Genomic DNA, 18,303 nt, shown 5'->3' with positions numbered 1-18,303 from the left:
CCCGGAGCAGTCGTTCGACCGCTCTCTCCTGCGGAGTGTTCATCATGCAAAACCACGACAACGAAGCCGGCAACCGCCGCCAGTTCCTCAAATGCATGGCCTGGGCCGGCGCCGGTACGCTCTGGCTGATGAAGGGCGGTGTGCTGCGCGCCCAGGCGTTCGGTGATGGCGCGACGACGGCATCCATGGCGGACGCCAGTTTCAGCTTCGCGCAGATCAGCGATTCCCATATCGGTTTCCACAAGGAGCCGAACATGGATGTGGTGGGCACGCTGCGTGCCTCGGTGGCACTGGTCAATGCGCAGGCTGCACGCCCGGACTTTCTGCTGCATACCGGCGATCTCACCCATCTGTCGAAGCCCGAGGAGTTCGACACGCTGGCCGGCGTGATGCAGGATTCGCACACCCGCAAGGTGTTCTACGTGCCGGGCGAACACGACGTGATCGGCGACAACGGTGCCGAATTCTTCCGCCGCTTCGGTGAACGCCAGCGCGCCGGTGGCTGGTACAGCTTCGACCATCGCGGCGTGCACTTCGTCGGTTTGATCAACGTGCTCAACCTCAAGGCCGGGGGACTGGGTTCGCTGGGAGCGGAGCAACTGGCCTGGCTGAAAAAGGATCTCGCCGGGCTATCCGCCGAAACGCCGTTGGTGGTATTCGCCCACATGCCGCTGTGGCCGCTGTATCCGCCGTGGGGCTGGGGCACGGACGACAGCACCGAGGCGATGTCGTACCTGCGGCGGTTCGGCTCGGTCAGCGTGCTCAATGGCCATATCCACCAGATCCAGCAGAAGGTGGAAGGCAACATCACGTTCTACACGGCGCGCTCGACCGCCTATCCGCAGCCGACACCGGGCGTCGGACCCGGACCTGGGCCGATGAAGGAGGTAGCGCCTGGTGCGCTGCATCACTATCTCGGCATCCGCGACGTGCGCCATGTGCAGGGCAGGCAGGCACTCGCCGTGACCGAGGAGGTGCTGTCATGAAAGCGATCGCCCATGGATATGCACGACTGCACGTGCCGCGTTGGCGCCTCGGCACATTGCTGGTGATGGGCGTGCTTTGCGGCGTCATCCTTGCATCGCCTGCCGTGATGGCGGCGAGTGCGTCTGCCTCCAGGAAGGTGCAGACGCAGCAGATCGAGATACGCAACTTTGCCTTCGCGCCCGCCACGCTGACGGTGCCGGCGGGTACCCGCGTGGTATGGACCAACCAGGACGAGGAGCCGCACGTGATCACCAGTGCCGGCTCGCTGTTCGCTTCCTCGAAGGGGCTGGATACCAGCGACTCCTACGCCGTGACGTTTTCCAAGCCGGGCACCTATGCCTACTACTGCTCGATCCACCCGATGATGGTCGGCACGATCATCGTGCAGTGAGCGGGGCGCGCGATTTGTCGGAGGTCGGGCCGTCGAAGCGGTAGATGTCCATCGCCAGCAGGCCCATGTCGATGCCCGCGTCGATCCGTTGCGCTTGTGCGTTCGCGCCCGCCGCGCCCAACGCCACGAACAACGGCAGCAGGTGCTCGTCGGTGGGATGGGCACGCTCGGCGAACGGTGCCTGGCGGCGGTAGTCGAGCAGCGCGTCGACATCGCCGGCGGCGAGCTTCTGTTCGATCCAGTCGATGAACGGCTTCACGTACGGCGCCTGCCGCTCGTCGCTGTAGCCGGCGCCGAGGTCGTGCAGGTTGTGGGTGATGCTGCCGGAGCCGATCACCAGCACGCCTTCGTCGCGCAACGGCGCCAGCGCCTGACCCAGCGCGTACTGATGTGCCGGGCCGAGTTCCGGCTGGATCGAGACCGGCACCACCGGAATGTCGGCGTCCGGATACAGCAGGCGCAAGGGCACCCAGGCGCCGTGATCCAGACCGCGTTCGGGATGGATCGCCGGGGCCAGGCCGGCGTGATCCAGCAACTGCATAATGCGCTCAGCCAGCGCCGGATCGCCCGGTGCCGGATAGCGCAGTTGATACAGCGCGGCAGGGAAGCCACCGAAATCGTGGATGGTCTCGGGCATGGCTGCACTGCCGACCTGCGGTCGTCGAGACAGCCAATGGGCGCTGGCCATCACGATCGCCTTCGGTCGCGGCAATACAGCGGCCAGCTCGGCCAGTCGTTTGCCGGTCAGACCGGGTTGCAGCGCGGTCATCGGCGAACCGTGCGAGATGTACAGGCTGGGCAGGGTGGTCATTCGGGGTTTGCTCCGCGGGAATCCATGCCGTCATGGTGGGGGCGCGTCGGAGATTTGCCGAGCCTGTTGGCGGAAACGATGTGTCGCCGGCAGCGCACGATCGTGGTGCATCACTTGATCGTGGGGATGCCCAGCCCGAATCGCAGTGGATCGAGCAACGTGCCGTAATGGGCCGCGCGTGCGGTATCGCGTTGCAGCGGTTGCCGCACCTGCGCCGCGCTGGCGGTGCGCACGCTGCGCGTTGCCTGGTGGTAGTCGAGGCAGGCTGGATCGAACGGCAGCCCGCAGAACGCCAGCAGCGCGCGGATCTCATGCTCCGGCCCGGCCAGCAGCGCTTCGTAGCGCTGGATGCGGATGCGTTGCGGATCGGCGGCCTGCCACAACGCCATCACGCGCTCGTAGTCGCGGATATAGGCGGCTATGTCGGTCAGGGTGCAGGCGAAATGAGGTAGCCGGTAGAACTGCTGCTTGTAGCAGGACCAGCCGGCCTCCAGCGCATCGCGGCGGGCGTCCACGATGCGCGCGCCGGGCAGCATCGCAGCGAGCACGCCGCTGAGCAGCCAGTTCGACGGCAGCTTGTCGGTATGTCGCGGCTTGGCCTGGCGCCAGCGCGCGGTGCGTTCCAGATAGCGCTGGCCCAGTCGCTGCCAGTCGTCGGCGCTGGCGATACCGATCCACTGCAGCAACGGCTGGCGGCGACGAGCGGATTCCTCGCTGAGCACCTGTTCCAGATCGGGCAGCTCACTGGCGCCTTCGACGTCGGGATGGGCGGCGAGGATCTGCTCGAACAGGGTGGAGCCGGAGCGCGGCAGCCCGACGATGAAGATCACCTCGTGACCGAGCGTGGCATCCGCCGGTGCCGGCAGTCTGGCCGAGGCGGCGAGCATCGCGTCGACGTGCGTGTGGAACGCCCCGGCATGCCATGTCGCCAGCTCGCGCAGCTGCGCGTTGGCTGCATTCAGTGCGGCAAACGCCCGCTCATGGTTACCCTGGTCTTCGCATACCTTGCCCAGCGCGAAGCCCATCGCGATGCGGTCAGGCGGATTGATGTCGGTGCGACGCAGCGCCGTCGCCAGCTGCTCGCGATCGGTCTCGGACAAGGGCCGCGTCTTCATGTTTGCCAGCCCACGCCAGGCGTCGCCGCAGGCCGGATGCAACGCGAGTGCCGCGCGATAGCGTGCATCGGCATCGTCGAAACGGCCGGCGTGCACCAGTGCGTCGCCAAGCAGGATCAACGCGGGCAAAAAATCCGGCGTCAGTGCATGCGCCTGCTGCAGCGCTTCGATCGCTCCGTCGGTATCGCCATGTTGCTGCAGATTGCGGCCGAGGTTGAACCACGGCATCGCTGCCTCCGGCGCCAGCACACAGGCGTGTCGCCAGCTGGCGAACGCCGCCTCCATTTCGCCGGCTGCCTGTTGTGCATTGCCCAGATCCGAATGGGCCAGCGCGTAGTCCGGCCATTGCGCGATGGCCCGCTGCAGCGCGGCCTGCGCTTCGGCATGTCGTTGCGCGCGGGTGTGCAGGATGCCGTACAGCCGCAACGCTTCCGGATGCTCCGGCGTCATGGCGAGGACAGCATCCAGAGCCTGCCTTGCGGTGCCTTCGGCACCATCACGGATGGCATGCGCCGCGACCCGCAACTGTCGCACGGCCGCCGGTGTGAGACCGGCAAGACACGGTTCGGCACGGCTGAGCTGGCGGTGTTCGACGGAAGGGCTGGACATGCGGCGGTTTCGCAGCGGCGATGATCCGGCCGATGGTACGTTGTCGCGAGGGTGCTTATCGAGCGGCCTGTCGCCTTCCTGTTTCAGCGTGCATCAATCGCAAAGACAAGATGTTCGCGCCGCTGGCAAGGGGCGAGCGGCGCGATCCGGAACGGTTACTTGCGACGCGGCGGTTTGCCGCCGCTCGGCCGCGGCTTGAAGCTGCCGGGTTTCTTGAAGCCGCCCGGCTTGTGCGATGGCGGTGCGCTGGTGCCGGTGTCGGTGCCGTCCCATTCGTGGATGCGCAACTGCTGCTGCACCACCCACACTTTCTTGAGGTGCTCGAACACTTCTGCCGGCATGCCGTCGGGCAGGTCGATCAGGCTGTAATGGTCGCGGATGCTGAGGCGGCCGATGAACTGGCTTTCCAGGCCGGCCTCGTTGGCGATCGCACCGACGATGTTGCCCGGCTTCACGCCGTGTTCGTGACCGACCTCGACGCGATACGTGCGCTTGCCTTCCTCGGTGGCATGCGCGCGCACCGGGCGATGACCGAAGTCGCGCGGCGGGGTGCTTTCATGCGCGCTGTGTCGCGGTGGTGCGTTCTCATGCGCGCCGTGTTCGCGCGGCCGCTGTTCATGCGGCCTGGACTCGCGTGGCGGATGGCTGGCGGCGGTTGCGTCGCGTCCACTTGGCGGACGTCGCTCGCTGCTCGTGCGCTCGCGTGGCACTGCGCGGTCGACGCGCTCACGCGAGGCGGGTTCGTACTTTTCACGCTTCGGCGGGGCCAGCAGCAGCGGCTGGTCGCCCTGGGCGATGCGCGCCAGCGCGGCGGCGATCTCGAGCGCTGGCACGTTGTGTTCCTGTTCGTACTGCTCGATCAGCTGCTGGAACTGGCCGAGGTCGCCCTGCGCCAGCATGTCGCTGATGCGCTGCTTGAACTTGCCGATGCGCACGTCGTTGACCACGTCGACCGACGGCAGCTGCATCTGCTCGATCGGCTGCTTGGTGGCCCGTTCGATCGCGTTCAGCATGCCCCGCTCGCGTGGACTGACGAACAGGATCGCCTCGCCGCTGCGCCCGGCGCGCCCGGTGCGACCGATGCGGTGCACATAGCTTTCGGTGTCGTACGGGATGTCGTAGTTGAACACGTGGCTGATGCGATCCACGTCGAGGCCGCGCGCGGCCACGTCGGTAGCGACCAGGATGTCCAGCTTGCCGTCTTTCAGCTGCTGGATCACCCGCTCGCGCTGCGGTTGGGCGATGTCGCCGTTGATCGCGGCGGCAGCCAGCCCGCGTGCCTGCAGTTTGCCGGCGAGTTCGTCGGTGGCCTGCTTGGTGCGCGCGAAGATGATCATCGCGTCGAACGGTTCGGCCTCCAGGATGCGTGTCAGCGCATCGAGCTTGTGCATGCCGCTGACGAACCAGTAGCGCTGGCGAATGTTCGGCGTGGTGCTGGCCGAGGACTTGATGTTGATCTCGATCGGGTCTTTCAGATGGCGCTGGGCGATCTTGCGGATGACGGTGGGCATGGTCGCCGAGAACAGCGCGACCTGGCGCTCCGGTGGGGTCGCCTGCAGCACTTTCTCGACGTCGTCGATGAAGCCCATGCGCAGCATTTCGTCGGCTTCGTCAAGCACCAGAAAACGCAACTCGGACAGATCCAGCGTGCCCTTGTTCATGTGATCGATCACACGCCCAGGCGTGCCGACCACCACGTGTACGCCGCGCTTGAGCGAGTGCAGCTGCGGGCCGTAGCTTTGGCCACCGTAGATCGGCAGCACCTGGAAACCGGGGATGTGCGCCGCATAACGCTGGAACGCTTCGGCCACCTGGATGGCCAGTTCGCGCGTGGGCGCGAGCACCAGTGCCTGCGGCTTGCCGGCGCGCGGGGTGAGGCGCGACAGGATCGGCAGCGCGAACGCGGCGGTCTTGCCGGTGCCGGTCTGCGCCTGGCCGAGCACGTCGCGGCCTTCCATCAGGGGAGGGATGGTGGCGGCCTGGATCGGCGAGGGCGATTCATAGCCGACGTCGGCGAGGACGCGCAGAACGTCAGGGTGCAGCGCGAGTGCGCCAAAACCGGACGGAACCGGGGCGTTGTCGGAAACGGGGGATGACATGGGGGTACCTCAAAACGGATGGCAGCGTCGGGAATGCGGCGCGCAAGTCGTGCATTCTATCAGTCTCCGCGCTGGCGCGTCCCGCTTATCGCTGAACGCGATCCGGCGCGGGTACACGGTTATGCTCTGCAGCTTGCCGAACGCGAGGATGCGCATGCTCGAAACGATCTCCGAACAGCGCCTTCACGGCGGCGTGCAGGGCTTTTACCGGCATCATTCGGAGGCCTGCGCCGGACCGATGCGCTTTGCCGTGTATCAGCCGCCGCAAGCCGCACGGCAACTGTGTCCGGTGCTGTATTTCCTGGCCGGGCTCGCCTGCAGCGAGGAAACCGCCACGATCAAGGCCGGCGCGCAACGGCTGGCCGCCGAACTGGGACTGGTGCTGGTGATGCCCGATACCAGTCCGCGTGCTACCGGCATCGACGGTGCCACCGGCGACTGGGAGTTTGGCGAGGGGGCGGGGTTCTACGTCGACGCCACCGTAGCGCCATGGTCGTCGCGCTTTCGCATGCACAGTTATGTGGCGGACGAGTTGCCTGCACTGATCGCCGCGCAGTTCCCGGTTGACACCTCGCGCAGCGGCATCTGCGGCCACTCGATGGGTGGCCATGGTGCGCTGACGATCGCCCTGAAGCACCCCCGGCGCTACCGCTCGGTGTCGGCGTTTGCGCCGATCGTGGCGCCCAGCCAGGTACCGTGGGGGCGCAAGGCATTGCCGCGTTATCTGGGCGACGATTCCGCTGCCTGGGCCGACTATGACGCCTGTGAACTGGTGCGGCGACAGACTTTTTCCGGCACGATCCTGATCGATCAGGGCGACGCCGACTCGTTCCTCGAAGCCCAGTTGAAACCCGAACTGTTCGACCAGGCCTGCGCCGAGGCAGGGCAGCCGCTGCTGCTGCGCCGACACGCCGGCTACGACCACAGTTACTGGTTCATCGCCAGTTTCATCGAGGATCACCTGCGCCATCACGCGGGGACGTTGCTGCCGTAAGGCTCCAAACGAATGTGGCGGCCATCAGGCCGCCACATTCGTTGTCACTCGAGCGATCGATCAGGCCTTGGCGGCCGGGCGCGAATTCGAACGACGTCGCTGATTGCCGGCGGCGTGATCGCCGCGCCCCTGGGGCGCATAGCCGTTCGGCCGGGCCGCGCCTGCGGGCTTGCCCTGACGCGGCGCGCGCGATTGACGTTGTCCACCGCCGCCACCGCCACCACCACCCTGCTTCGGGCGCGGCGCGCCGGCATCCAGACGCAGCGGTGCGGACGGCTCGTAGCCGGCGATCGGCGTGATCGCAATGTCCTGCTTGAGCAGTTTGCGGATATCGAACAGCAGGCCGGACTCGTCGTGACTGACCAGCGACACGGCGAGGCCTTCCATGCCGGCCCGACCGGTGCGGCCGATGCGGTGCACGTAGTCTTCGGCGACCGACGGCAGGTCGAAGTTGATCACGATCGGCAACTGCTCGATGTCGATGCCGCGCGCGGCGATATCGGTGGCCACCAGCACGGTGACGCGGCCGCTCTTGAAATCGCTGAGCGCGCGCGTGCGGGCATTCTGGCTCTTGTTGCCGTGGATCGCGGCGGTGCGCAGACCCGAGGCATTGAGGTAGGTCACCAGCTTGTCGGCGCCATGCTTGGTGCGGCTGAACACCAGCGACTGGCGGCGACTATCGGCCGACAGCAGGTGCAGCAACAGGTCGCGCTTGCGCGAGGTGTCGACCGGGTGCACCTGATGGCTGACCAGGGTGGCGACCGCATTCGGCGTCGAGACCGAGATCTCGCGCGGGTTGTGCATGAACTCCATCGCCAGCGTCTTGATCGCCGGTGCGAAGGTGGCCGAGAACAGCAGTGTCTGCCGCTTCTTCGGCAACGCCACGAGGATACGCTTCAGTGCGGGCAGGAAGCCCATGTCGAGCATGCGGTCGGCTTCGTCCAGAATCAGCGTTTCCACGCCGGAGAGGTCCAGCGTGCGCTGCTGCATGTGATCCATCAGCCGGCCGGGGGTGGCGATGACGACATCCACGCCACGACGCAGCGCATTGATCTGCGGACCCATGCTGACGCCGCCGAAGATGGTGGTGGCGCTGACCTGCATGTGCTTGCCGTAGTCGCGCAGGTTTTCATGCACCTGGGCGGCCAGCTCGCGGGTCGGGGTGAGTATCAGCGCGCGCGGGCGACGAGTCATCGTCTGACCGCTGGTGGACAGTTTCTGCAGCAGCGGCAGCGCGAACGCGGCGGTCTTGCCGGTGCCGGTCTGGGCCGCGGCGAGCAGGTCGTGACCTGCCAGTGCCAGCGGAATCGCGGCGGACTGGATCGGGGTGGGCTGGGTGTAGCCGTAATCGGCAAGCGCACGCAGCAACGCGGGCGCAAGGCCCAGCGAATCAAAAGACATGTAACACTCCTGAGCAACCCGGAGTGTTCATACCGTGTTGCAGACTAAGGGGAAAGGGCGGCAATGCGCCGCAGCAGTCAGGGCGACTGCGCCGGCAAGTATAGCGGGACAAGGGCCCGGCGTCTGCATGGGCGGCGATCAAACTGAACGGAACCGTTGTCGAGGGTCGTGAAGACGCCTCAGCGGTGCGCCCGCGCCACGATCAGATAGCTGTTGTACGGGGTGCGTCCGCGCAGTGATTCGATGCACACATCAAGCCCGGCGTCTTCCAGCGGCCTGCGCAATTCGGCCGCCGTGGGATAGTGCTGCGCGCCGCCGGGAATCCAGCCCGAGACGCGCAGGAAAAATTCCTCCACGCGGGTGGCATGAAAGCGCCAGTTCGGTTCGCGCAGCACACTGCGGATGACCAGACAGCCATCGGGCGCCAGGTGCCCTGTGGCTGCCTGCAGCAAACTGCGTTGTCGCTCGGCGCTCAGATAATGCAGCACGTCGAGCATGGCAACGTGGCCATGCATGGCGGGGGGTTCATCTGCGCCAGCATGTTGCAGGTTCACCACGGCGTCGAGTCCGCCGCGATGTGCAGCACTTTGCGCAGCAACGATCTTGCGGTGATCGTGGTCAATCCCGACGTACGGCTGCACATGTCCCATGGCGTTCAGGTACTGACCGAGCAGACCGAGGCCGCAACCGATGTCGAGCAACGGCAGCGGGGTGCCCGCGATGGCCGCCGCGGTGGCGGCGTACGCGGGGTCGACGCGGAGCTTCCAGCGCACATGGCATCGCTGCAGCCGACCGTCGTAGCGCCTGGCGATCATTTCGCGGGTGGTGCGATCCATCCTGATCCTGCGTGTCGGTGGATGCTGGCAGCCTAGGTCATCGCATGCGGGTGCGCCATCGACCGTCGCATGACCGCGGTTGCGCGGTTGGTCACTGCGGCGTTTACGATATGGCCTTGTGCCATACGTTCCGGGGAGAGTCCAGATGTCGCTGCTTGCACCCCTGCGTGAACTCGATTCCACCCAGCGGCACACGGTGCTGGCCAGTTTTCTCGGCTGGACGCTGGATGCATTCGACTACTTCCTGCTGACCTTCGTCATCGTCACGGTGGCGAAGGAGTTCGAGGTGGGTACGGCGCAGATCACCTACGCGCTGTTCCTGACCCTGGCTGCACGGCCGCTGGGCGCGTTGCTGTTCGGGCGGCTGGCCGACCGCTTCGGGCGACGGCCGATCCTGATGTTCGACGTGATCCTGTTTTCGGTGTTCGAGTTTGCTACGGCGTTCTCGACATCGCTCACCATGCTGCTGGTGCTGCGCTTCCTGTTCGGCGTGGCGATGGGCGGCGAGTGGGGCATCGGGGCGTCGCTGGCGATGGAGTCGATTCCGGCCAAGGCCCGCGGCGCGGTATCGGGCCTGCTGCAAAGTGGCTACCCCTGCGGCTTCTTCCTCGCCGCGCTGGCGAACTGGCTGCTGGTCGACCACATCGGTTGGCGCGGGCTGTTCGTGGTCGGTGCGATCCCGGCCTTGCTGGTGCTGTACATCCGCCGCAAGGTGCCGGAGTCGGCGGTATGGCAGGAAGGACGAAAGGCAGCGAAGCGGCCCGGCCTGCTGCAGGCCATGCGCGGCCAGTGGAAACTGGCGGTCTATCTGATGCTGCTGATGATGGCGTTCAACATGTTCAGCCACGGCTCGCAGGACATGTACCACACGTTCGAGGAGACCAACCTGCACCTGCCCACGGGCTCGGCGATGGCCTTTGTGCTGGTGGCGCTGCTGAATCTTGGCGCCTTGGTCGGTGGCCTGTATTTCGGTGCATTGTCGGAACGGATCGGTCGGCGCAGGGCGATGATGATTGCCGCATTGCTGGCGATACCGGTTATTCCGTTGTGGATGTATGGCGGCTCGTTGATCCTGCTGGGCATCGGCGCGTTCCTGATCCAGGTGATGGTGCAGGGTGCCTGGGGCGTGGTGCCGACCCATCTGAACGAACTGTCGCCAGCGGCAGTGCGTGGCACCTTGCCTGGGTTTGCCTATCAGATGGGCAACCTGCTGGCAGCCGTCACCGCCACCGCGCAGACCTGGCTGGCCCAGTGGCATGGCGGTGATTTCGCATTCGCGATGTCGCTGTGGATGGTGCTGGTGGCCTTGCTGCTGGCCTTGCTGCTGTGGTTGGGGCCGGAGGCGCGCGGGGTGGGTTTCGGTCAGGCAGAGTCATCCTCATGATCTGCGGCTGCGGGTCCACGTGCTGCTAGAATCCGCCGTTTGATCCCATCGACGAGACAGGCAATGAAGGCTGGCAAGGACAAGGTCATCGCAATTCACTACACCCTGACGGTGGACGGTGAAAAGGTTGAGAGCTCGCACGATCGCGACGAGCAACTGTGGATCCTGCTCGGTCACGGCCAGCTGATTCCTGGTCTGGAGAGCGCGCTGGAAGGGCATGAGGCTGGCGATACATTGTCGGTGGATGTGGCTGCCGCCGATGGCTATGGCGAGCGTCAGGAGGGCCAGATCCAGCGCATGTCGAAGAAGTATTTCCCGCAGGCCAATCGCCTCAAGCCGGGCATGGCCACCGTGCTGCAATTGAAGGATGGCGGCCAGCGCGCGGTGACCGTGCACAAGGTCGGCATGAGCACGATCGATGTGGACGTGAACCACCCGATGGCTGGCAAGACGCTGCATTTCGACGTGGCGGTCGGCGAAGTGCGCGATGCCACGGAAGAAGAGATCGAACACCGGCACGCGCATGCGCCGGGTAGCGACGCGCACTGAGCTGGGTGTGTTCGCAAACCAATGACGGCGCCTGCGGGCGCCGTCATTGTCTGGATGGTCGACGTGCCTGCCCCAATGGGCCTGTTTCAATCCAGCACGCGCTTGCCGTATGCAAAGTGATCGCCCCAGTACGGCCCGTCAATGTCGTCCAGTCGCACCGTTCCCCCGCTGTTCGGTGCGTGCACGAAACGGCCCTTGCCCACATACACGCCTACGTGGCTGATCGCGCCGTTGATGTCGAAGAAAACCAGGTCGCCGCTGGCCAGCTGGGTCATCCGGCGTACGTTGCGGCCGTCCATCGCCGCCATGTCATGCGAGGTGCGCGGCAGCTTGATGCGGGCGGCAGTGCGATAGATGTAATCGACCAGACCGCTGCAATCGAAACCGCCTGCCGGGGTGTTGCCGCCCCAGCGATACGGGGTGCCGACCAGCGCGATCGCGCGGAACAGGATGTCGTTCGCCTCACCGGCGCTGGCGGCCGACGGCGCACGTGGTGGCAGATCCGCCAGACCGGAGTGCGAGGTCCTGAAGGTGGGCTGGCGTCGATGCGGAGTGCTGGCGCAAGCGGCCAGCAACAGAATCAGGGCACCCAATGACAGCAACTTTGCGCCACCCGCTGGCGACAGCCTGGAGGTAAATCGGAATGCTGGGTGGGGGTGCATGCGATAACCTCGGCTTGAGTCAGGTCGAGGTTATCAAATCAATAAGTTGGATGGAAGTTCTCAGGAATTAGGCGAAGCATGGGGCGGCGCAGGCGGTAGCGGATCCAGGCTGAATTTGACGGGTACCCGGGCATGACTTTCGACCGGCTTGCCTCCTTTCGTACCGGGGCTGAAGCGCCATTGTGCTGCTGCTTCGCTGGCAGCCGCGATCAGACTTGGTGCTGCGTTGCTGCCGCGCTCCGCTTCGATCTTTCTTGGTGTGCCGTCCGTGCCTACCAGCACACTCAGCACCACGGTGCCCTCTTGCCTGTTCTTGACTGCATCCGCCGGATAACGAGGTTGGAATTGCGTGTTGTAGCCCACGTCGGCTGTGGCTTGCTGGTCAGGTGCGGGGGGTGTCGTGGCCTGCGCGAAGAACACGCTGCCGGCCATGATTGCGGTTAGACATACGAATCCGATCTGGCGACGTAAAATGCCGGGACGACGATGCTGGATCATGCTCAGTCGCTCCTTCAGTTGTGGCTCCGCGAGCCACGGAATCAATGCCGGCGCAGTGTTCTGGCCGGTACTGTGTAGCAGGGTGCGTGCATACCGCGCTGCGTCCTGCGGCGATTGGTGCAGCACGCGTTCGTCGCAGGCCAGCTCCTGATCCAGCCGTAGCCGTGGCAGCGCAAACCAGGCCAGTGGATGAAACCAGAGCAGGGCGGCTGCCAATTCGGCCAGCAGGCTCCATAACGCATCGCCGCGGCGCAGATGCATGCTTTCATGCTGCAGTACCAGCCGTCGTTCGTCGGCATCGAAGCGGTCCAGGAAATCTGCCGGCAGCAGCACCCGGCTTTGCGGTGCCCATAACACCGCCGGCCCAGCCGGGTGCAGCCGCAGGCGGCGCGGATCCAGGTCGCCCAGGTCTGCTTGCAATACGCACAGCATGTCAGCGGGCAGTTGGTGGCTCTGCCGCAACAGGCGTTCGTAATGCATCGTCAGGCGCAGCAGGCATGCCAGGGTGCCGATCAACCAGAGCAGCAGGGGCCAGCGCAGGGGCGACGCGGCTGACATGGACAGCGCGCCGAATGCCGCCGTCGCAGGCAGTACCAACAGCGTCGGCGTGGTTGCCCATGTCGCGGGCAATGTCGGCAACCATGGCCGCATCGTCAGCAGCGGCGGCAACAACCACAGCGTGAATGCCGGCCCGGCACCGAACATCCGTCGCGCCGGCTTGCGCCATGCCAGCACCAAGGCCAGTCCAAGAGTCACGTACGTCAGTACGCCAGGCATCGTCAGCGCCCCTTCTTCTCGATGGCGTCAATCAGCTTGCGCAGTTCGGCTACCTCTTTCGTCGAGAGTTTCTCGTGCTGACTGAAGTGCGTCAGTAGCGGCGCAACCTTGCCGCCAAACACGCGATCCAGCAGGCTGCGGCTCTCCTGCTGTTGCCACACCTCACGGCGCAACAGGGGCGTATAGAGGTAGCGCCGGCCGTCCTTCTGCGCGCTTACGGCACCCTTGCCGAGCAGGCGGTTGAGCAGGGTACGGATGGTCTTTTCGTGCCAGCCGGTGGGTTCCAGCAGGGTGGCAACGATGTCTTCCGAGGTTTGCGGTGCGCGCTGCCACAGCACATCCATCACCCGACTTTCGGCATCGCTGATGGCAATCTGCTTGTTCGGCATGGAGGGTTCCTGTTTAGGATTACACGTGTAGTTTAAAAGTGGACTGTATAGCACCTCCGTCGACTACTGCAATGCCCCTCTTGGGCAAACAGCGGCTTGCACAGGTGCATACGGGTGCAGGACAGACGAAGGCCAGGCTGCACTCCCGGCAGCGGCGATCACCCGCCAGGCGCCGCGTCAAATTGGCGCCTTCCTCCCACCGGTGCCGCGAACATCAAAGGCCGGCGATGCCGCCGCAGAGAAGTAATGCTTCACCGCGTGAATCAACCATCGGCGCATAGCTGCCATCCATAACAAATACCCTTGCGTGCAAGCGCAGGCAAACCTAATCTGGTGGCAGGTAACGCATGGGAAGCAAGTCATGCATCAGCGCCTGTTTACCGCTACATGGGTCTTGCTCGGGATTGCGTCTATCTGCGTTGAGGTCCACGCAGGGCAGAAAACGCTGGGAAACCTGCTTGAGGGTATACAGCCGCTTACCCAGGAACTCCCCCGTTACAGCTACCTTGTTGCGACGATACCCCTGCTGCCGAAAGCGGATCAGCCAATGGGTCAGCAGCTGCTGGCATCCAGCGAAGCCGAGTTGGGCCTGTACAGCGAGGCCGTCCGTGATTTTCCGCTACGCAGTCGTCTGCCGTCTGACTTGGTGCCGCCCAAGGCAGCAGACTGGCAAGCAGTGGACGCGGTTGATGCCATTGTCACCTTGGCCCGCGATCGCCGCATCGTGATGGTGAATGAGGCGCATCACGATGCGCATACGCGTGAGCTGACCCTGGCTCTGCTGCCGCGTCTGCGCGCCATGGGATTCACCTACTTCGCTGCCGAGGCCCTCGACGAACGAGAGGCTTCACTAATGAAACGAGGCTATCCGGTTAGCCAGAGTGGCAGTGAATATCTCCACGAGCCGTTGTATGGCGACATCGTGCGCGAAGCCATCAAGCTTGGCTTCGTCATCGTCCCCTACGATGCGGACGGAACACCACAGGAGCGCGAGGACGGTGAGGCCGAAAATCTGTACGAACGAGTCTTCGCCAGGAATCCCGAGGCGAAGTTGTTTGTGCATGCTGGCTACGCGCATATCGACAAGCAGCGCGGGAGACTCGGGCCGGTCAAGCCGATGGCCATGCAACTGAGCAAGCTCAGCGGAATCGCCCCTTTGTCCGTCGATCAGACCGACATCCGGGAAGAAAATCCCAGGAGCGAAGTACTGGCGTACAACGTCTTCAAACACGCACTGAAGAAGTTTGAAACCATCCAGCAGCCCATGTTGCCTCGGCCTGGCTGGGGTCCCGGCGACGTGCCGGAGCGGCCCAGCATGGATGCCTACGCCCTGATCATCGCCGAGTTTCACCCCACGCGTGCCATCGTGTTGCTGCATGACTCTGGCCGAACTCCCTGGAGCGCCAGGCCCACTGTCTATGACCTCAGCGTGATTCTGCCTCAGGCCAATTCAGCACCTTCCGATTACACACAAGGTGCGATCCAGCTGCGCATCGATAACCAGAGACGGCCGGTAATGCCACCAGCGAACGGGGGGCACCGTCCTGACTGGCTCTCGCTCGATGGTCAGCGTGTCGAGGTACCGGTCGACACCGAATTCTGTGCGCGGAAATTCCCATGCCTGGTCGAGGCGCACTACGCAGCAGAGTCAGCTGCCGCGATTCCAGCCGATCGCTACCTGTTCCTGCAGGATGCGAAAAATGTGCTCTATCTGCGTCCAGGCTCGTACCGGTTAAGCACAGTCGACGTCGACGGCGACACCTTGAACGAACAGGACATCCAGGTCGCGAATCCGTGATCGACCGGAATTCGTTTCACCGTGAATGATCGACCAACCGGTCTGCCCAAGTCCCCGACGAAGGACACTTGCCGGCTTGTCGGGAGTCGCGTGTGAACTATCGCGGTTGGACGTTGATGACTTGCTCGGAGAGGGTTCTGCCGCGGATATCCCAGGCTCGCAAACGGTAGCGCCCGGGTCGCAGATACAGCTTGCTCACCGTATCGCCCTGCATGAAGGTGTACCGATCGGCAGCGATGGCATCGTTGGACTCATCGATGTAGTGCGCATCGACGACACAGGGTGTGGTGACCTTGCAGAGCGTCGTGCTGACCGTATACGGAAAGCGCTGGTCATGCAGGGTGAGCCACTCGGGGCGCTGTGTATTGACGAAGTGCGCCAGCATGGGCTGGCTGCGCACCATGTCGTGCACGATCGTCGAGGGTTGCACGTATCCGCTCTCGACAGCTCCCAAGCCTGAGGGTGGCAGGATCACATTGAGGTCGTACAACTCCGGATGGGCGCTCCACGGTTGATTGCCGGCCCGGTTGAGCAAGACGGTAGGGCCCTCGGGTTTGAACGCAGCAATGAGGTTCTGGTAGGCGTCCTGCTCACTCGGGATCTGTTCGCGGAACTGGGTCTGGTCGATCGACAGTGGCACGATGCCGGTCAACTTCTGCAGCTGCACGGCCATCGGCAGGGTCTTGCCCAAGCGTCCCTTGGCCTTGTCGATATGCGCGTAGCCGGCGTGGACGAACAGACGGGCGTTGGGATCCCTGGCAAACACCTTTCGGTTCAGGTTCTCTGCCTGACCGAGTTCACGTTCCTGCGTGGTGCCGTTGTCCACATCGTAGGACACGACCTTGAAGCCCAGTTTGATCGCCAGGCGCACGATGTCGCCGTACGAGGGTTCGCGGAGGTATTCGGTGCCGCTGCTCTTGACCGGATAGCCTCGTTGCATCAGCTGATCATCCTTGTCCAGCAGCGCTTCGGCGGCGAAGTAGTTGAACCCAAGCGCCCGCAGGCGTGGCAGCAGGGCCAGCGTAAGTTGCCGGGTGTGGGCGTCGTGGTGCGCCTCGTTGATCAGCACGAGGCGATGGTCGCCGGCCAGCTTCGTGATGACGTCGGCGGCGTCGGCGGACTTCCATTCAGCCACGGTTGGAAGCGTGGTGTCTGCCGCCACATGACTCTTCAGCGGGAAGTCGCGGAGGGCTTCGTTGTACAGGCCGAGTTCGTCTTCGGTGGAGGCAAACATCTGCATCGCGAGCGCACGGTCGGATACCGGAAGTTCGGGCATCGTCCTGACCAGGTAGACGTAACGGGCCAGATCGTTGGGTTGCTGGTTCAGCGCGTTGAACATCGCGATAGCCGCGGGACTGAAGTTTTGTGCCAGCGCTGCCGGTATCAGCAACGCGCCGACACAGACCACGATGGAAACCATTCTGGACCGCGCTCGGATCGGCATGTTCAAACCCATGGGGATGATTCGGGTCAAGCGTGCCCGCGAATCAGCCGCCAAGCAAGCACCCGGCGACCTGGATTCGGTCGACCCGTTCGCGATGCGGTGAAGGCGAAAGGGTCGCAACCTGAAAGGTGGGCATTAGTGTCGGTTTGACGGTGACGCCAGCCGGCATGCGGTAGATTCGGAACAACTCACGAGGACGCTTCAATGACGGCAAGCCATGACCTGATCGTGCTCGGCGCTGGCTCCGGCGGCCTGGCTACCGCCTTTCGCGCCGCGCAGCATGGCGCGCGGGTTGCCTTGCTGGATCCGGGCGCGTTGGGTGGCACCTGCGTGCATCGCGGTTGCGTGCCAAAGAAGGCTCTGTGGTTTGCCGCGCAGTGGGCACAGGCGCAGCAGTTTGCGGTCGACGTGGGCTTCGCCTCGCAGCCGGGCTCGCTGGATTGGGAACGCTTCCGCCAGGTGCGCACACGCTACATCGACGCGATCGACCAGCGTTACGCGCAGCGTCTGCATGAGGCGGGTGTGGAATTGATTCGTCAGGCCGGCCGCTTCGTCACCGCCGACACGATCGAACTGACCGATGGCAGCCAGCTGCATGCCGCTCGGATCGTGATCGCCACCGGCGCCCGTCCGCGCACGTTGCCCTTGCCGGGTTTTCGGTTGGGCATGGTGTCCGACGATGTGTTTGCGTTGCAGGCATTGCCGCACCACCTGGCGATTGTGGGCGGTGGCTATGTGGCGGTGGAATTTGCCGGTTTGCTGCAGGCGCTCGGCAGTGAGGTGGAGATGTTGGCGCACGATCGCCTGCTGGAAGGCTTCGATGCGGAAATGGTGGACGCATTGCAGGAGCTGATGGCGGCGCAGGGCATTCGCATCACTATGCAAAGCGCCGTGCAGACGGTGCATCGTGCTGACGGCGGCATTCTGATCGACGATGCCGTGGCCGGTTCCCGCGGGCCGTACGACGCCTTGCTGTGGGCAGTCGGGCGGGTGCCCAACACCGAAGCATTGCAGCTTGGATCGATCGGCGTGGTTACCGACGACTGCGGTCATGTGCTGACCGATGCACGGCAGGACACCCATGTTGCGGGCGTGCATGCGGTCGGCGACGTGACCGCGCGCAAGGCGTTGACGCCGGTAGCCGTGGCGGCTGGTCGGCGGTTGGCGGATCGGCTGTTTGGCGGTCAACCAGACGCTCAGCTTAACTACGAAAATATTCCCAGCGTGGTGTTTTCCAAACCACCGCTCGGCATGGTCGGCCTGACCGAGGAGGCAGCTCGCGAGCTGCATGGCGATGCAGTCATCGTCTATCGCCGCCGATTTACGCCGATGCAGTGGGCGCTGACTGGTTGGCATGGACAGAGCCTGATGAAGCTGGTCTGCGTGGGCAGCGATGAGCGCGTGCTTGGCATCCACGTGCTGGGCCCGGGTGCTGACGAAATACTGCAAGGCTTTGCGGTTGCCCTGAAGCTAGGTCTGCGCAAACGCGATCTGGATGCGACAGTGGCGATCCACCCCAGCTCAGCGGAAGAACTCGTGCTGATGGACTGAGTACAATG

Annotated in this window: 17 protein-coding genes; 8 read left to right on the top strand and 9 right to left on the bottom strand. The window is 64.5% G+C overall.

Annotated elements, in window-relative coordinates; all coding sequences use genetic code 11:
• The first annotated feature begins 44 nt into the window (after nt 1-44).
• Together EAH75_RS07280 and EAH75_RS07275 are read left to right on the top strand one after the other, a co-directional pair.
• Nucleotides 45-986: a metallophosphoesterase family protein gene (locus tag EAH75_RS07280; protein ID WP_140650020.1), complete on the top strand. Its 942-nt coding sequence runs from the start codon at nt 45-47 to the stop codon at nt 984-986.
• Nucleotides 983-1,378: a cupredoxin domain-containing protein gene (locus EAH75_RS07275; RefSeq protein ID WP_240046164.1), complete on the top strand. Its 396-nt coding sequence runs from the start codon at nt 983-985 to the stop codon at nt 1,376-1,378. The genes EAH75_RS07280 and EAH75_RS07275 overlap by 4 nt, the downstream gene beginning before the upstream one ends.
• On the opposite strand, the gene EAH75_RS07270 is transcribed toward EAH75_RS07275, so the two are convergent.
• From EAH75_RS07270 to EAH75_RS07260, 3 genes are all read right to left on the bottom strand, one after another.
• Complete coding sequence (locus EAH75_RS07270) at nt 1,365-2,189, bottom strand: dioxygenase family protein (RefSeq protein ID WP_140650022.1); 825 nt, start codon at nt 2,187-2,189, stop codon at nt 1,365-1,367. The two genes, EAH75_RS07275 and EAH75_RS07270, sit on opposite strands and share 14 nt — an antisense overlap.
• 110 nt (nt 2,190-2,299) lie before the next feature.
• On the bottom strand, nt 2,300-3,913 hold the full coding sequence (locus EAH75_RS07265; protein WP_140804918.1) for a tetratricopeptide repeat-containing sulfotransferase family protein: 1,614 nt from the start codon (nt 3,911-3,913) through the stop codon (nt 2,300-2,302).
• 155 nt (nt 3,914-4,068) lie between these two features.
• Nucleotides 4,069-6,012, bottom strand: a complete 1,944-nt coding sequence (locus EAH75_RS07260; RefSeq protein ID WP_140650024.1) for a DEAD/DEAH box helicase — start codon at nt 6,010-6,012, stop codon at nt 4,069-4,071.
• Nucleotides 6,013-6,160: 148 nt separating this feature from the next.
• Between EAH75_RS07260 and fghA the strand changes: the two genes are divergently transcribed.
• Nucleotides 6,161-7,006 carry an S-formylglutathione hydrolase gene (gene fghA, locus EAH75_RS07255; protein WP_140650027.1) on the top strand — a complete coding sequence of 282 codons (846 nt, stop codon included), beginning with the start codon at nt 6,161-6,163 and terminating at the stop codon, nt 7,004-7,006.
• A gap of 60 nt (nt 7,007-7,066) precedes the next feature.
• On the opposite strand, the gene EAH75_RS07250 is transcribed toward fghA, so the two are convergent.
• Both EAH75_RS07250 and EAH75_RS07245 read right to left on the bottom strand, forming a co-directional pair.
• Entirely contained in the window at nt 7,067-8,407 is a 1,341-nt protein-coding gene (locus EAH75_RS07250; protein WP_140650029.1) for a DEAD/DEAH box helicase, read from the bottom strand.
• Nucleotides 8,408-8,586: 179 nt separating this feature from the next.
• Nucleotides 8,587-9,243, bottom strand: a complete 657-nt coding sequence (locus EAH75_RS07245) for a class I SAM-dependent methyltransferase (protein ID WP_140804916.1) — start codon at nt 9,241-9,243, stop codon at nt 8,587-8,589.
• 145 nt (nt 9,244-9,388) lie between these two features.
• On the opposite strand from EAH75_RS07245, the gene EAH75_RS07240 reads away from it, so the two are divergent.
• Nucleotides 9,389-10,627: an MFS transporter gene (locus tag EAH75_RS07240; RefSeq protein WP_140804914.1), complete on the top strand. Its 1,239-nt coding sequence runs from the start codon at nt 9,389-9,391 to the stop codon at nt 10,625-10,627.
• A 63-nt stretch (nt 10,628-10,690) separates the two neighbouring features.
• Nucleotides 10,691-11,176 (top strand): FKBP-type peptidyl-prolyl cis-trans isomerase, encoded by a 486-nt coding sequence (locus tag EAH75_RS07235; RefSeq protein WP_140650035.1) that lies wholly within the window; start codon nt 10,691-10,693, stop codon nt 11,174-11,176.
• Nucleotides 11,177-11,262: 86 nt separating this feature from the next.
• Here the strand turns inward: EAH75_RS07235 and EAH75_RS07230 are convergent, their stop codons facing one another.
• Genes EAH75_RS07230 through EAH75_RS07220 form a run of 3 tightly spaced genes read right to left on the bottom strand, consistent with a single transcriptional unit; the run spans nt 11,263 to nt 13,502 of the window.
• Entirely contained in the window at nt 11,263-11,838 is a 576-nt protein-coding gene (locus EAH75_RS07230) for a C40 family peptidase (protein ID WP_140650037.1), read from the bottom strand.
• Nucleotides 11,839-11,898: 60 nt separating this feature from the next.
• Nucleotides 11,899-13,113, bottom strand: coding sequence for a M56 family metallopeptidase (locus tag EAH75_RS07225; protein ID WP_140804912.1), 1,215 nt, complete (start codon nt 13,111-13,113; stop codon nt 11,899-11,901).
• A 2-nt stretch (nt 13,114-13,115) separates the two neighbouring features.
• Nucleotides 13,116-13,502: a BlaI/MecI/CopY family transcriptional regulator gene (locus tag EAH75_RS07220; protein ID WP_140650041.1), complete on the bottom strand. Its 387-nt coding sequence runs from the start codon at nt 13,500-13,502 to the stop codon at nt 13,116-13,118.
• A 361-nt stretch (nt 13,503-13,863) separates the two neighbouring features.
• Between EAH75_RS07220 and EAH75_RS07215 the strand changes: the two genes are divergently transcribed.
• Nucleotides 13,864-15,300: a hypothetical protein gene (locus tag EAH75_RS07215; RefSeq protein ID WP_140804910.1), complete on the top strand. Its 1,437-nt coding sequence runs from the start codon at nt 13,864-13,866 to the stop codon at nt 15,298-15,300.
• Between the two features lie 97 nt (nt 15,301-15,397).
• Here the strand turns inward: EAH75_RS07215 and EAH75_RS07210 are convergent, their stop codons facing one another.
• Nucleotides 15,398-16,720, bottom strand: a complete 1,323-nt coding sequence (locus tag EAH75_RS07210) for a hypothetical protein (protein ID WP_241668905.1) — start codon at nt 16,718-16,720, stop codon at nt 15,398-15,400.
• Between EAH75_RS07210 and EAH75_RS19730 the strand changes: the two genes are divergently transcribed.
• Both EAH75_RS19730 and gorA read left to right on the top strand, forming a co-directional pair.
• Entirely contained in the window at nt 16,710-16,847 is a 138-nt protein-coding gene (locus tag EAH75_RS19730) for a hypothetical protein (protein ID WP_170212217.1), read from the top strand. The genes EAH75_RS07210 and EAH75_RS19730 overlap by 11 nt on opposite strands.
• A 101-nt stretch (nt 16,848-16,948) precedes the next feature.
• Nucleotides 16,949-18,295, top strand: a complete 1,347-nt coding sequence (gorA, locus tag EAH75_RS07205) for a glutathione-disulfide reductase (protein ID WP_140804906.1) — start codon at nt 16,949-16,951, stop codon at nt 18,293-18,295.
• The last annotated feature ends 8 nt before the right edge of the window (nt 18,296-18,303 follow it).

Source organism: Rhodanobacter glycinis (genome assembly GCF_006438785.1).
GTDB lineage: Bacteria > Pseudomonadota > Gammaproteobacteria > Xanthomonadales > Rhodanobacteraceae > Rhodanobacter > Rhodanobacter glycinis_A.
Note: the sequence above shows the minus strand (reverse complement) of the source record. Positions and strands in the feature narration are given on the sequence as shown.

Excerpts from the sequence above, each read along its gene's own strand:
- EAH75_RS07215 (WP_140804910.1), top strand. The coding sequence starts at position 13,864 with ATGCATCAGCGCCTGTTTACCGCTACATGGGTCTTGCTCGGGATTGCG.
- EAH75_RS07265 (WP_140804918.1), bottom strand. The coding sequence starts at position 3,913 with ATGTCCAGCCCTTCCGTCGAACACCGCCAGCTCAGCCGTGCCGAACCG.
- EAH75_RS07245 (WP_140804916.1), bottom strand. The coding sequence starts at position 9,243 with ATGGATCGCACCACCCGCGAAATGATCGCCAGGCGCTACGACGGTCGG.
- EAH75_RS07275 (WP_240046164.1), top strand. The coding sequence starts at position 983 with ATGAAAGCGATCGCCCATGGATATGCACGACTGCACGTGCCGCGTTGG.
- EAH75_RS07280 (WP_140650020.1), top strand. The coding sequence starts at position 45 with ATGCAAAACCACGACAACGAAGCCGGCAACCGCCGCCAGTTCCTCAAA.
- EAH75_RS07230 (WP_140650037.1), bottom strand. The coding sequence starts at position 11,838 with ATGCACCCCCACCCAGCATTCCGATTTACCTCCAGGCTGTCGCCAGCG.
- EAH75_RS19730 (WP_170212217.1), top strand. The coding sequence starts at position 16,710 with ATGGAAACCATTCTGGACCGCGCTCGGATCGGCATGTTCAAACCCATG.
- EAH75_RS07220 (WP_140650041.1), bottom strand. The coding sequence starts at position 13,502 with ATGCCGAACAAGCAGATTGCCATCAGCGATGCCGAAAGTCGGGTGATG.
- gorA (WP_140804906.1), top strand. The coding sequence starts at position 16,949 with ATGACGGCAAGCCATGACCTGATCGTGCTCGGCGCTGGCTCCGGCGGC.
- EAH75_RS07210 (WP_241668905.1), bottom strand. The coding sequence starts at position 16,720 with ATGGTTTCCATCGTGGTCTGTGTCGGCGCGTTGCTGATACCGGCAGCG.
- EAH75_RS07225 (WP_140804912.1), bottom strand. The coding sequence starts at position 13,113 with ATGCCTGGCGTACTGACGTACGTGACTCTTGGACTGGCCTTGGTGCTG.
- EAH75_RS07235 (WP_140650035.1), top strand. The coding sequence starts at position 10,691 with ATGAAGGCTGGCAAGGACAAGGTCATCGCAATTCACTACACCCTGACG.
- EAH75_RS07260 (WP_140650024.1), bottom strand. The coding sequence starts at position 6,012 with ATGTCATCCCCCGTTTCCGACAACGCCCCGGTTCCGTCCGGTTTTGGC.
- EAH75_RS07270 (WP_140650022.1), bottom strand. The coding sequence starts at position 2,189 with ATGACCACCCTGCCCAGCCTGTACATCTCGCACGGTTCGCCGATGACC.
- EAH75_RS07240 (WP_140804914.1), top strand. The coding sequence starts at position 9,389 with ATGTCGCTGCTTGCACCCCTGCGTGAACTCGATTCCACCCAGCGGCAC.
- EAH75_RS07250 (WP_140650029.1), bottom strand. The coding sequence starts at position 8,407 with ATGTCTTTTGATTCGCTGGGCCTTGCGCCCGCGTTGCTGCGTGCGCTT.
- fghA (WP_140650027.1), top strand. The coding sequence starts at position 6,161 with ATGCGCATGCTCGAAACGATCTCCGAACAGCGCCTTCACGGCGGCGTG.